Annotated in this window: 12 protein-coding genes; 8 read left to right on the top strand and 4 right to left on the bottom strand. The window is 36.0% G+C overall.

The window, feature by feature from the left end; all coding sequences use genetic code 11:
* Positions 1-6 precede the first annotated feature (6 nt).
* Positions 7-1,335 carry a tetratricopeptide repeat protein gene (locus ABMA78_RS01640; RefSeq protein WP_392856407.1) on the bottom strand — a complete coding sequence of 443 codons (1,329 nt, stop codon included), beginning with the start codon at positions 1,333-1,335 and terminating at the stop codon, positions 7-9.
* Positions 1,336-1,370: 35 nt separating this feature from the next.
* Positions 1,371-1,805 (bottom strand): hypothetical protein, encoded by a 435-nt coding sequence (locus ABMA78_RS01635; RefSeq protein ID WP_392856404.1) that lies wholly within the window; start codon positions 1,803-1,805, stop codon positions 1,371-1,373.
* A 192-nt stretch (positions 1,806-1,997) separates the two neighbouring features.
* Between ABMA78_RS01635 and ABMA78_RS01630 the strand changes: the two genes are divergently transcribed.
* Complete coding sequence (locus tag ABMA78_RS01630) at positions 1,998-2,282, top strand: hypothetical protein (protein ID WP_021266565.1); 285 nt, start codon at positions 1,998-2,000, stop codon at positions 2,280-2,282.
* A gap of 71 nt (positions 2,283-2,353) precedes the next feature.
* Here the strand turns inward: ABMA78_RS01630 and hisS are convergent, their stop codons facing one another.
* A complete protein-coding gene (gene hisS / locus ABMA78_RS01625) occupies positions 2,354-3,694 on the bottom strand; it encodes a histidine--tRNA ligase (protein WP_392856401.1) in 1,341 nt (446 codons plus the stop codon).
* Positions 3,695-3,798: 104 nt separating this feature from the next.
* Here hisS and ABMA78_RS01620 point away from each other — a divergent pair, with 104 nt between their 5' ends.
* The 7 genes from ABMA78_RS01620 to ABMA78_RS01590 all read left to right on the top strand — a co-directional run bounded on the left by ABMA78_RS01620 (position 3,799) and on the right by ABMA78_RS01590 (position 12,559).
* Positions 3,799-4,755, top strand: coding sequence for a M23 family metallopeptidase (locus ABMA78_RS01620; RefSeq protein WP_392856400.1), 957 nt, complete (start codon positions 3,799-3,801; stop codon positions 4,753-4,755).
* Positions 4,755-5,960: a DNA recombination protein RmuC gene (locus ABMA78_RS01615; protein ID WP_392856397.1), complete on the top strand. Its 1,206-nt coding sequence runs from the start codon at positions 4,755-4,757 to the stop codon at positions 5,958-5,960. Before ABMA78_RS01620 ends, ABMA78_RS01615 begins: the two co-directional genes overlap by 1 nt.
* A gap of 244 nt (positions 5,961-6,204) precedes the next feature.
* Positions 6,205-6,675 (top strand): hypothetical protein, encoded by a 471-nt coding sequence (locus tag ABMA78_RS01610; RefSeq protein ID WP_392856394.1) that lies wholly within the window; start codon positions 6,205-6,207, stop codon positions 6,673-6,675.
* A 133-nt stretch (positions 6,676-6,808) separates the two neighbouring features.
* Entirely contained in the window at positions 6,809-8,221 is a 1,413-nt protein-coding gene (locus ABMA78_RS01605) for a hypothetical protein (protein ID WP_392856392.1), read from the top strand.
* A 48-nt stretch (positions 8,222-8,269) separates the two neighbouring features.
* Entirely contained in the window at positions 8,270-11,107 is a 2,838-nt protein-coding gene (locus ABMA78_RS01600) for a hypothetical protein (protein WP_392856390.1), read from the top strand.
* The gene (locus ABMA78_RS01595; protein WP_392856387.1) at positions 11,107-11,571 is read left to right on the top strand and encodes a hypothetical protein; all 465 of its coding nucleotides are present in this window, start codon (positions 11,107-11,109) and stop codon (positions 11,569-11,571) included. Before ABMA78_RS01600 ends, ABMA78_RS01595 begins: the two co-directional genes overlap by 1 nt.
* A gap of 1 nt (position 11,572) precedes the next feature.
* Positions 11,573-12,559, top strand: coding sequence for a hypothetical protein (locus tag ABMA78_RS01590; protein WP_392856386.1), 987 nt, complete (start codon positions 11,573-11,575; stop codon positions 12,557-12,559).
* On the opposite strand, the gene ABMA78_RS01585 is transcribed toward ABMA78_RS01590, so the two are convergent.
* Entirely contained in the window at positions 12,556-12,807 is a 252-nt protein-coding gene (locus ABMA78_RS01585) for a BolA/IbaG family iron-sulfur metabolism protein (RefSeq protein WP_392856384.1), read from the bottom strand. The genes ABMA78_RS01590 and ABMA78_RS01585 overlap by 4 nt on opposite strands.
* Positions 12,808-12,815: the final 8 nt, after the last annotated feature.

Raw genomic sequence — 12,815 nt, 5'->3', positions numbered from 1 at the left:
ATCACATCAGGCATTATAAAATTTATCGAGCCTAACCTTCATATTTGGATAGATTTTAAGGGCCTGTTCATACCACTCTTGAGTACTTTCTTTCTTACGCTTCATCTCTACAGATCGTTTAATAATGATTTCGTAAAGAATTTCTGAAGAGTAGCCACTATTGATTGTATCAATGGCCATCTTTAGTGATTGAGAAGCAGTGGAGTCTTTGTCGCAAACGAGGGCATCCATGAGAGGAGCATTCTCATATTGAGGAAATTTCTCCTTCTGCTTAATTTGAATATATTTAGTTGTCCTATTATCAGGTGTGTGGGCAAGGACAACAAGAATACGTTCAAGAATTGCTGGCTTTGTTGTACAGATTATTGAAGCCTCTTCTAAAAGTTTAAGTGATTCTCTGTACTTCTTATTTACTGCAAGATCTTGGATCTTTATTTTTTCAAAATCGAACTTATCAAGTTCACATTGAACATAAATAACTAAAGCTGCGGCAATGGCATCCTTGATATCATCGGCCGGTTCATTAACTTTCTTATAGGCTTCATAGTAATTTAAAATCAACTCATGCTTTCTGGCCGCAACAGCAACCATTGAAAGATCCCTAAGCATATCCGGAGAAATAGGGTAGGTCGCATGAAGCTTTAGTGAATACTGAAGTGCCATGTAGTAATTCTTTAAATGCTTATATGTTTTAAAGAATAACTTTAATGTATTGAAGTCTGTTGGGTTTAGTGAATAAGCTTGTTCTAATGACTTGATAGCATCATCATACTTCTCTTCTTTAAATTGACATAGACCTTCAAGGTAGTGTGTTTCAAATGGGTTCTTTGAGAGTTCACGTGCTTTTTGTGTTATTTCAAAAACCTTCTCATGCTTTGTGCCCACGTACTCATAAGCTTCATTAATCAGTTGTCTGTACTCACTAGGGGAAGACTTCATCTTATAAAGCTCTTCCATTAAGGCCTTAATACTATCAACGGTAAATGGGACTGGAAGAACGAGGTCAACTTGTTGTTGGGCAATTCTTGAAATGGCATCAATTGAGTCATTCTGAGTTAAGAGAATGAAGCTATTCTTTGTACGGTTAGGAAGAATTTTTAAGTGTTCTTTTAATACTTGATTGTAGCGTCCTTCGGCGAGAACTTCATAAGAGAATACAAGAGTAGGCTTAAAGCTTCTCATCTCCTTAATGGCATCTTCAAAAGTTTTGGCAAATCGTACATTCTTTCTCTGGACGCCCAGAGTTTTAAACGCATTTTCATAGGCTACGCGTGCGTTTCCTATGGACTCGACTACCAAAACTTCCATGTCGTTAAAAAATGCTTCTCTATTCATTTCTTCAATTCCGTAACTGTCTCTTATTTTTATTCTTATTCGTTGTGTGTGTTTCTATATTGATTTAAAAGTTCATTAAAGCGCTCTTGTCTTTCTAAGATCACCGCCTCAATTTTCTTATGCTCTTTTAGGTTGTCTTCAAGTAAGCGGAAAACAACTTTATTCTTCTCTGGCCCATACTCTTCAATCTCAATAACCTCGCTTGCCAGTTTTATGACATTTGCAAGCTTTGTAATATTAGCGAGCTGTCCTTTTGGTACTTGCGAGCTTTGAATAATGTAGAGGTTGATCTTGTGTCCGTTAGCACATGATTTCTTAGGAATAATTGCACAAATACTACTAGGTGATTCCAGCATGAGTATTTGGTTTTTTTCTGTATCGTAGACGTTTGTATTACTTGTGATATTTTCAAACGCTAATATAAATTTATTGCTTTTTTCTGAAGCAATTTTAATAGCTTGTTTATCCATCCCTAAAGATTAGCTTAAGCTTGGAATTGGTGCAAAGGTGACCATTTTACCCACTTATTTAGTTGAGATCAGGGTGTTTTATCGACAAATTAAAGAGGCATTCCGTTTTTTTTATTGACGTAGTTCAGGCCAGGTACTTAAAATTACATTATTACAAATTTTTCATTAAAAACACTAAACACGAGGTTTAAAATGGCAAAGAAAAAAGCTACGAAAAAAGCAGCTCCAAAGAAGGCAGCAAAGAAAGCAGCTCCAAAAAAAGCAGCTAAGAAAACAGCTAAAAAAGCAACTAAGAAAAAAGAAATGCTTCTAGTTGGTTCAAAAACTAAAGAAGCTCTTAAGGGTAAAGGATACAACGTATCTTCAGACGCTCTTGAAGCAATGAACGAGTACGTATACTGGCTAGTTGATCAAGCTCAAAAGAGATGTACAGCTAACGGTAGAAAGACAATTCGTCCATACGATATCCTAGGATAATCGACACGAATCAATTTCGTTAGAAATAAAGAAGGCCAGCTTAGCTGGCCTTTTTTTATGTCTAGGATAGACTATTTTGATATTTCTGTTTGTTCACCTGAGAGCATGTCCTTAATTTGTAACACACCTTTTTCTTTCTCGGCTTCACCATAGAAGATCACATTTTTAACCCCACGCTTATTGGCGTAAGTCATCTGCTTCTTCATCTTGGCCGAAGTAGGGTAGATTTCAATTGAGTGGCCTTCACTTCTAAATTTGCGAGCAATTTGTAGGTATTCTTTTTGATCGTTGTCATCCATGTTGATGATCATATAATCAACGCTTGCGCTAATATCTTCAAATAATCCGCGATCAAGCATCACATCATAAATTCTTTCTGCACCAAAAGAGATTCCAACACCAGAAAGCTTCTCCTTTTGGCCAAACATACTTGTTAGGTCATCATAGCGTCCACCGCCACCGATACTTCCCATTGAACCATCAACTAGCTTTACTTCAAAGATACAGCCTGTGTAGTAATCAAGCCCACGTGCCAGTGTAGGATCAAAGACAAGGTTCTCAATACCAAGCTCTCTTACATTTGAAAGAACAAATTCCAGCTCTTCAAGTCCTAGCTTCCCAATTTCATCTTCACCAAGAAAGTCTTTAATCTTTGCTAGTTTCTCATCAGAGTTACCTTCAAGTGTTAGAAGAGTTGAAAGACGACTTACTTGGTCCTCATTGAAGCCACGATTAAGTAGTTCTTCTCCAACTTTCTCAGCGCCAATTTTATCGAGCTTATCAATGGCAATTGTCATATCTGTTAATTTATCACTAACACCTAGAACACTTGCAATTCCTTGTAGGATTTTTCTGTTATTAATAACGATTTCAACACCGTCGATTTTTAGGTCCTTAAATACATCGTGATAGACTTCAACAAGTGATACTTCACTTAGAAGTGATTCTGTTCCGATGATATCTCCATCACACTGGTAGAATTCTCTATAGCGTCCTTTCTGAGGACGGTCAGCACGCCATACCGGCTGAATTTGGTAGCGCTTAAATGGCAGAGCAAGGTCATTTAGGTTTGCACACACATAACGAGCGAATGGAATTGTGAGATCGTAGCGAAGACCACGCTCACACATCTTACTTGAAACTGCACCAAGGTTCTTTTCTTGAAGATCTTCAGGTTTAACTTTCTTTAAAAAGTCTCCAGAGTTCAGAACGCGAAAAAGAAGCTTATCTCCTTCCTCTCCATATTTTCCCGTCAGTACGTTCAAGTTTTCAACGGCCGGTGTTTCAAGTGGCATAAAACCATGAGATTGAAACCTTTTTTTAATTGTTTCAAATATATGATTTCTTCTTGCTGACTCGATTGGTCCGAAATCTCTTGTACCTTTTGCATTTTGCGGCTTAATAGTCGCCATTAAATTACCCCTTCGAAATAAATATATTTGTTTATACCCTGATTTTTAATACTTTTAAAGCAATAGGCCTTTAAAAAACGTGACTTCTTTGCCATAATTTTCTTATGAGACAACACACAAAGCTATTACCACTTTTCTTTATTCTATTTATCTATTCATGTGCTGGAATCAGGCCACTACCACAGCTTGGGACATACGAAGTTGAACAGCGAGTTGCCCACCCTGGTAAGGTCAATAAAATTGTCTTGGAATTGCCAAGTATTGGTGAGAAATTTCGCGTTCTTTGTGGAGAAGACACTCTCGGGCACAATGTAACGGGAAATACGCTTGAGACGGTATGGGCACCAAAATATTGGTACTTTGAGACAAAAGATGGCGAAGAAACGAATGCGCCAACTTCAGTTCATTGCTATTTAAAATCTGAGGTCTATGGCCAAGAGGTTCAATACCATATCGCAACATTTGAAATTAAGCCGTTTGATTATAAGAAATCATATATCAAGGTTTCAAAAAAGCATGTCGACTTATCACCTGAGGCCGTCAAACGCTGGCAGGAAGAAGTAAAGTTACAAAAAGACGCTTATGCTACAGCTGAGCTGGAGAAATCACTAACGGATAAAGAGTTTATTAAGCCTCTCGACTCTAAAATCACGGCCTATTACGGAAATCGTCGTGTCTTCAATAATAAGAAGAATAGCTGGCACTCAGGAACTGATATGCGCGCCAGAAGGCCGACTCCGGTAAAGGCTTCTAATGACGGAAAGGTTATTCTTGTTAAGGACCTCTTCTTTAATGGAAATGCTGTTTTCATTGATCACGGAGCTGGTGTCATAACAATGTATTGCCACTTGTCAAAGTTCAAGGTTAATCAAGGTGACACAGTAAAGCGTGGTCAAATCATTGCTTTAAGTGGTAATACTGGTCGCTCTAGCGCTCCACACTTACACTGGGGTGTTCGTGTTCAAGGTAAATGGATTGATGGCCTTCAGTTCATTAAAGAAAAAGGGCGAGAGCAAAAGGCCCAAAAATATGTTACGCCACAAGTTGAAGGGAAGAACTAATGACTCCAATTATTATTGTCATCGTTTTACAAATAGCGATCCTAGCTTTCTTATTTCTAATTTTTAAGAAAGAGCACACTGTTAACTTTGATGAAGTCACAAATCTCATCCGTTCTCAAAAAGATGATATAACAGAGACGCTTTTTAGAAATAATAATCAGCTAGCGGAGAATTTTTCAAATCTTCGTGAGATCGTGGTTGAGCGCCTAATGGAGACAAAAGGTGCTCTTAATAAAGACATGTTTAGTTTTAAGGATCAGTTAACGCAAGACCTTGAAAAGAAATTTGATAAGACTAATCATGCTATTCAAGAAAAGCTTGAAAAGATCAATAATAAGGTTCAAGAAAACTTAAATGAAGGTTTCAAAAAAACTAACGAAACTTTTACTGGGATTATTGCTCGTCTTGCTAAAATTGATGAGGCCCAAAAGAAGATCGAATCTCTTTCAACGAATGTTGTAAGTCTACAAGAGGTTTTAACTGATAAGAAATCACGTGGGATTTTTGGAGAGGTTCAGCTGACTTCTCTTCTGAAGTCTGTCTTTGGAGAAGGTGATAAGTACTACAAGCTTCAGTATAAGTTAAGTAATGACAAGCTTGTGGATGCCATGCTTGATCTGCCTGAGCCAATTGGAAGACTTTGTGTGGACTCGAAATTTCCATTAGAGAACTTTAAGAGAATGTTTGAGGGATCGGTTGAGGAAAAGACTGTTGCTCGCCGCGAGTTCGTGAAGAACGTTAAAAAGCATATTGATGATATTTCTTCTAAGTATATTATTAAGGGTGAAACTTCTGAGCAGGCCGTTCTATTTCTACCTGCTGAGGCAATCTTTGCAGAGATTCATGCTTATCACGAAGATATTATCGCTTACTCACAAAAGAAGAATGTTTGGATTGCTTCACCGACAACTTTTATGGCCACATTAACTACAGTTCAGTCAGTTCTGATGAATATGGAGCGCTCTAAGTATATGTCGATTCTTCACGAAGAGATCAATAAGCTAGGAGTTGATTTTGGCCTCTATGAGAAGAGATGGGGCGATCTAACTAAGCACTTAGCGACGGTTACTAAAGATGTAAATAATATTAATATAACGACTGGAAAGATTTCTAAGAGATTTCAGAGGATTATGGAAGTTGAAATCGACAAGGGCCAGGCGCCAGAAGTCGAATTTTCTAGTCAGGAAAGTTTAAATGACCTATAATGGTCTATAATTTTCAATTATAAAGGATATACATATGAGTTTAGAAGTATTTGTAGCACTAAGTTTAGTAGGGTTCTGGGCACTTCTTCCGGCTTCTCTTGCAATTGCTTGTAAAGATTTTGACGATGCAATGATGGACGATCATCACTAAGAAGTCTTTTATTTTGTAAAGAATTTCCTGGTATTAAATAGTTAGGCGCGATTCTATAATGTTAATAAATAAACATTGTGGGAGACGCTTAATATGGCCAAAAATCGCCGTCGTTTAAAACAAATATGGATTAATCCTAGTTTTCAAACTCACTTCCTAGTGAAGTTTGGTATTCTTAATTTGATCACTTGTGGCTTCTTTATCGCCACGACCTTTTCTTTCTTAGTTCGATTACAATCCATGGCCGAAGAGAATGGATTTTTTCAAAGTGAAGTATTTCAAAATTTTTGGGATATTCAAATTCAAGTTATTAGCTTTTCTCTGCTTGTCGTTGTTCTACTAACATTCTTTCTATTTCTTTATCTTGGGCTGACTATGTCGCATAAGATCGCAGGCCCGCTATATCGCTTAAATCAACATTTAAAATCGTTGTCTTCATCAGACAAGATCCCGGTTTTAGAAAAAGTTAGCTTTAGAAAAGGTGACTACTTTAAGGAACTAGAGGACTCATTTAATGAACTTGTAGATCGTGAAAATGACGTCAATAAAGGGAAGTACCAATAATTATCGTCACCTTATTTCGGTAAATTAGAGATGAGTAATGTCTATCATGTTGAAATTAGTCGTGACACGATTATTGAAAATATGTCGTGATAAACTAAGTGAAATTTTTTTATTTTAATTAAGTGAGGGGTAAATGAAATACTTAGTAATCTTGTTGTTAACGAAGGTAGTCTTAGCACAGGGGATTTCAGTTATACCTAATAATTCTCCTGTAGGCGTAAAGCTTAATCAGGTCGGAAATATTGTTAAGAGAAATAGTTGCGATCAATTTCGTTCTACACATTTAAATATTACACTTACTCCAACTTGCTACGGTGCTAACTTAAGACACGCAAAGAGCACGATTGATCCACATGGTGGCGACATCAAAATGAATGTAAAGCTAACAAATGGAGGAGAGCACTTTGAGAGTAACACATTTTTCTCTCCTGAAGTCACATGGCCAAACACATATGGACAGTCATGTGCATGGGATATAGACACGAATAAAATTCGTTGTTTAATTACTAATGGCAATTCGTCTGCAAACGTAACTTATAATTGTAGTTATTCTAAGCAAAAGTTCTTCTTAGATGATTTCCTTGATTGCAAGCGATCTGGTGACCCTCTGTCTCAATCTGATTTGAATAAAGAGGTAAAGTGTAAGTTCTTTTATAATTGGAAAGGAACAGGCTATGCTGCGAAAAAATCTTATACGAAGAAAGCCGGAATTGCTAACTGTGGTATTCGCGGAAAGAATACAATGGAAGTTAGTACTGAAATTGTAAGTGGTGCAGATGATAATACTGAGAGTGAGATTGGCGAAGGTGAAATCAATGTTTTAATTCCAAACCTAACAATTAAAAAGAGGGTTGGTGTACGTGAAATGAGTACCGGCCGTGTTTTCTTCAATGGTAGTTCAAGTGATGTTAATGTAGAGTTCTTTCAAAAAGATGAAGCTAAAGATCAATGGGTTAAATTAGATTATAAAGGCAGTATCGGTTTAAATGACTTTGAAGACTGTTTAAGTGTTAAGGCCGCATTCCTTGGACGTAACCAATTTTGTGGTTCTTACTATTCTCCACTAATGTTAATTTTTAATTCTCAACTTCCACAGTTTTTAGGAAGAAGTTCTTTTCCTTTAATAAATGACGTTCCAGTTATTCATTGGGTTGAACCTAACTCAAAAGCTTACTTTCTTGCTCTTGATAGAAATGATGATGGAAAGATTGATAGTGCGCTTGAATTATTTGGGAATCAAAACGAATCAGGTAATGGTTTTGAAGCGCTAGCGAAGTATGATTCTAACGGTGATGGTCTAATTAATAATAAAGACGATATTTATGGCCGATTAATTCTATGGAACGATATCAACGGTAACGGAGTTAGTGAGAAGAAGGAGCTTTATTCTTTGGCCAGCAAAGAAGTTTCTGAAATTAATCTAAATTATAAACATGGAAATATTCCTTTTGAAGGACGAGCTGAGGCACGTGAGATGTCAACGTTTACTATGAAGGATGGAAAGACTGGTCAAGTATATGACATTTGGTTTTCTCCTGCGCGCTAGTTAATGAAAATAGAAAGGTAATAAGTTATTTAAGTAAAATGGACTTTTATGAGAATATTTAGAAATCAAAATGGTGGAGCAGCAATTGCTTTTATCCTATTCGCTTCGGTTGGTGCTGCATTTTTGGCCACTAATTTAAATACTCTTCTAGATATCGTATCAAAGAAGAAGAAAGAAGGGCGTTTAAATGCCGAGATGGACACCTTTACAAGAGGGGTTATCGCATACACATCATATGCTCTGAAAGAGAGATGGTGTATGGATAATAGTTGGGCAAGAAGTGATGATTGTACAGGAGATATGGATAAGGTAATTAGTAATAAGTTTAACCTTGAAAGACTTCTGTGGTCTAGTGCTTCTGTTACCGCAATTAAAAAAGCTTATTATAATGAGTACAATAGAGAAATTAATTTTGAACCTTCACTTGAAAAGATAGAAGCCAAGATTTCGATCTCATCACTTGAATCTCTGGGACAGAGTCATCCTTTAAATCTTTCACTTACTAATACATTAAGAAATTGCATGAAGGATATTCTTATCCGATTAAAAAAAGCTGAGAATAGTTCTTTATATTCTAGTGGTGATGACCGATTTATCGAAATATACGTCGAAGGAATAATGAAAAGTGATAAGAGCTGTTCAAATTATAAGAGTTCTCCTTATGGGAAAAGTTTAGTCGGCTTATTCCCTCGAACACTTAATCAATTTGCCGTTATTAAAGGAGGAGATTTTGATCTCTCGAAAATTAATGGTTCCAAATCTTCACGTGGTTTAAATATTCATGCACCTGTCTACGTCGATAATAATTTAATTGTTCCTAAAAGTGGATATTCACCAGTTGCATTATATTCTAATGTTTACGTTGGGCGAGGTGGCGTTAAGTTTCCTGGAAAAGATTTTTCACCAAAATCATTTGGGGGCAATGATGATCAATTATATTCGACATATAAACACGTTAAAAGTTTGAAGCGTGGGGTTGTTCTTGAAGGTGAAGTCGATGAAGGAATTGCAGCCTTATTTGGAAATGAATACTATGTGGATACAAGCTTAGCTAAGAAATGTGATATTTGGCGTAAGCTTGAGGATAATATGGCGGAAACAAGGGATTCGAGGCTCTTTGGCCGTAAAAATAGTGGAGGATTTAGCATTGGTCTTTCTAAAACGGAATTGGCCATATCAAATGAATTCAGAGAATACGCTTATCCAAGTGAATTTGTAAGTGAAGAAGCAGGCTATATTCAACTTCTATCTAACCCAACTAATACAGTCTCTTATATTAATAAGGGGAATTCAAAGAAACCTATTATGAAAATGGACATAAAGGTCTTGGATAATAATGAATCAGCGGAAGTCTTATTGGCCAGAGATTCAAGCATAAATATAAATTTGAATTCTGATATTAATTTTATTAAATCGAAAGAGGTTTTAGAAAAAGATAGTGTAGAAAGAAACGAGTTTGAAGATCTTTACAAAGAGAATGAATTTCAAAATGCATATGATCGACACGCTCAAAATTGTTCATCATTCAGCTCTAATTATCAAAGTGTTAGAGTTGGTGAGTGTTCCTTGGTGAATAGTTCATTTAATGATCATAAGGATAAGAGTTGCGCTCAAGCCTACGATAAAAGACCAAAAAGAAAAGAGTCTTGTGAAAAGAGAATTGATGGTATTAAGAAAAGCTATGATGATTATCAAGATTTAAAAAATGCATCACTTGTTGAAATTGAAAATAGTATTGCAAAGCAACCAAGTATCACTCTTGATCTATCTGCTGGAGTTACAAATATTACAAACTTTGCAATGGATGTGAAAAATCCTGAACAGTTAAAACTAGATGGTTATCGAAATATTCAGGATATTGAGTTAAGGTTTTGGGCCTTTGATTTTGCTGTAGAAAATAGTTCAAACCCTATTAGTGGACGACGCCATGCTGAGCCTCATAAGCCAGGACCAAATGATGCCTCTAATCCGAATGTGATAAAATTGAAAATTAATAGAGAGCTAGATGGAACTTTTTCAAGTGTTTCGTTGAAAAATAGTGAAGGCAAAGATCTTAACAGCTGGACATTATTAAAGAATGATTTTGGCCGAAACGAGCCTCCTCATAAACTAGAAGAAGGATCATTTGGGCGATATAGTAATGAAATTTATATACCTGAAGATGGCCTAACTCTTAGTGAAAGCGAGGAGCTAGAAGAGAAGTGTTCTGGTGTTCCTACAAACGATAATTTTCAATGGGATATCTCTTTTACAAAAAATACCCTCCATTCTTGGATGTATGACGTTGGAGGTAATGGGATTACGTTAACTGGCGAAATGGTTATGCAGGACCTCTATACATTTAATGAAAATAATATGTATCCAGGTAATGCTGGAGGTATCCCTAATCAGTCAATTACTAAAAAGTGTGTTATTCCGAGTAATGTCGATTTTATTTTCGGCTTTTATGCATGTGATGAATTAGTTATTGAGGGGCGAAGTAGTCGTCTTACTTTTGTTGGTACATTACTTGTTAATAAGTTTAATATTTCAAATACTGCCATCAATACTGGTATTGATTTTTATAATATCTGGCATCCAGTGGCCGTTGAAAAATTACGAAAAATGAATTGGTTAGCTCGTCGAGATAATGAAGGTAATATAAGTAAGTGTAAAGATGATGTTACTGTTTGGGATAAGAATTTAACTAATTCGCAAATGTATGACATGAAAACATGTTCTCCGATTCATTTTGTTTTAGAAGGCCCTAATAATTATAACTGGACTACAGTTGACCCGGAAATTGGTTTACCTGATGACGGTGGGATTGTGACTAAGTCTAAAATCCCAAATCGATATCGACGTTTTAACTTACAGACCTATTGGGTTGCAACAGGGAGTAAGTGATGTTTAGAAGAAATAAACTTTTATCTAATCAAAAAGGATTAACATTGGCAGAGATTGTTGTTGCTGCCGGGCTATTTGGTGTTACTGTCTATGCTTTTTTAGGAGGACAAAATGTTTTTCAATCAGCAAGTAAGAAGTCACGAAGTCAAATTATCCAATACAATATTGTGCATTCCTTATATCGAAAAGTCGCATCAAATAGTGCTATTTTTCAAGTTGACTTAGATAGTGAAAAATTTCTTTCAATGACAAGCTTAAAGGACTTAAATGAAAAACTTCCACTTGCTTGGAATGATAAATTAGTGACATCTACTGAGGATTGTTTAAGTTGTCCGGGGCGAATGGGGTATATCTTAGTTCCACATCCTGATTATCGAGGGCTTTATAAGTTAATTATTCGAGTTACGCACCGTAAATATATTAAAACTTTTAAAGATTTTGAATTTGTTATTTCTGGAGAATAAGTTGAAAAAGATTGCGATCTGGTCACATTTGAAGAATGAAATTGGTTTTACTTTGGCCGAGCTTGTTGTTGCGTCTGGACTTGCGGGAGTGATTCTTTTGGCAGCGACATCTTTCTTTAGTGATTATCAGAAAAAGAATAAAAATGTTAGTTCAGAAATTTTGGAAACAATCAACTTAACCCAATTTGAGCAATTCTTAGAAAAAGATATTTCTCTCGCTAAACTTTCCCTTGGATCACTAAATTTGAAAGATGATATTAGAGGGAATAATTTCTTTGATTACTTCTATGACGTCTCATGTGTACGTTCTTGTGAAAGAGAAATCAAACTAGAACTTCCTGGTGCAGAAGGTAAGTATTCGAAAGAGATGTACTTTCTTATTCAAGATCCTTTCTTTGATAAAGAGGTAATCTTAAACCCAAGTGAAGCTTATTCGACGGGGGGAGAGTTTAAGGGATTAAATTATAATAACAACCTCAATAATAAACTCTTACAAGAAAATGTTGATGATGAGGATCAAGATATTATTTGGAAACAAAATGCGCTGATTTATACATATGCTAATCTCTCTGTTCGAGAAAAGCCTTCGACGCCGGAAAAGAGTCCACCTGTAAGATATAATTATCTAGGATGGGTAAAGAATCAAAACTCAAAATATCTCACTACAGAAAATATAGAAGAGGATATCTTTATCAATTGGGATGTTCGTACAATGAATTATTATTCTACTGAAGATGATTTCTTAAGAAATATTCCTTTTATCTATGGATTATCAAATACTGTATATGTTGCGAGGGCCAGAATTATTCGATATAGGCTAGAAGCCTATAAGGAAAAGGGTGTTCTAATGGCAAAGCTCCTAAGGGCAGTCAAGCTACCTGATGGTAAGTACAAGGAATTTGTAATTGGCGATAAAATTAAAGAAATTTCCTTTGTAAGAAAGGATGTATCTCTACCATTTATTGATGTTAGGTATGATGTCTTTTAAATAAGGCCTTGTGCTTGTGCCTGTTCAACAGTTAGAGTTTTTAGCTGTACCGCATGTAAGTCTTCACTTAACTTCTGCTTTAAAATATCCATAACCATTCTGTGCTGAGCTAGAAGCATTTTGCCTTTAAATTCGTCACTAACGATTGTGATACCTAGGTGATCGCCGCCACCAGTTAGGTCGTAGATCATTACTTGTGAATCTTTGATATTTTCTTCGATGATTGTTTTTACTTGTTCAAATAACATAAATAACT

The organism is Halobacteriovorax sp. RZ-2 (genome assembly GCF_043196685.1).
Classification (GTDB): domain Bacteria; phylum Bdellovibrionota; class Bacteriovoracia; order Bacteriovoracales; family Bacteriovoracaceae; genus Halobacteriovorax_A.
The sequence above is the reverse complement of the archived record's forward strand: the minus strand, read 5'-3'. Positions and strand labels throughout refer to the sequence as shown.

Excerpts from the sequence above, each read along its gene's own strand:
- ABMA78_RS01640 (WP_392856407.1), bottom strand. The coding sequence starts at position 1,335 with ATGAATAGAGAAGCATTTTTTAACGACATGGAAGTTTTGGTAGTCGAG.
- ABMA78_RS01635 (WP_392856404.1), bottom strand. The coding sequence starts at position 1,805 with ATGGATAAACAAGCTATTAAAATTGCTTCAGAAAAAAGCAATAAATTT.
- ABMA78_RS01630 (WP_021266565.1), top strand. The coding sequence starts at position 1,998 with ATGGCAAAGAAAAAAGCTACGAAAAAAGCAGCTCCAAAGAAGGCAGCA.
- hisS (WP_392856401.1), bottom strand. The coding sequence starts at position 3,694 with ATGGCGACTATTAAGCCGCAAAATGCAAAAGGTACAAGAGATTTCGGA.
- ABMA78_RS01620 (WP_392856400.1), top strand. The coding sequence starts at position 3,799 with ATGAGACAACACACAAAGCTATTACCACTTTTCTTTATTCTATTTATC.
- ABMA78_RS01615 (WP_392856397.1), top strand. The coding sequence starts at position 4,755 with ATGACTCCAATTATTATTGTCATCGTTTTACAAATAGCGATCCTAGCT.
- ABMA78_RS01610 (WP_392856394.1), top strand. The coding sequence starts at position 6,205 with ATGGCCAAAAATCGCCGTCGTTTAAAACAAATATGGATTAATCCTAGT.
- ABMA78_RS01605 (WP_392856392.1), top strand. The coding sequence starts at position 6,809 with ATGAAATACTTAGTAATCTTGTTGTTAACGAAGGTAGTCTTAGCACAG.
- ABMA78_RS01600 (WP_392856390.1), top strand. The coding sequence starts at position 8,270 with ATGAGAATATTTAGAAATCAAAATGGTGGAGCAGCAATTGCTTTTATC.
- ABMA78_RS01595 (WP_392856387.1), top strand. The coding sequence starts at position 11,107 with ATGTTTAGAAGAAATAAACTTTTATCTAATCAAAAAGGATTAACATTG.
- ABMA78_RS01585 (WP_392856384.1), bottom strand. The coding sequence starts at position 12,807 with ATGTTATTTGAACAAGTAAAAACAATCATCGAAGAAAATATCAAAGAT.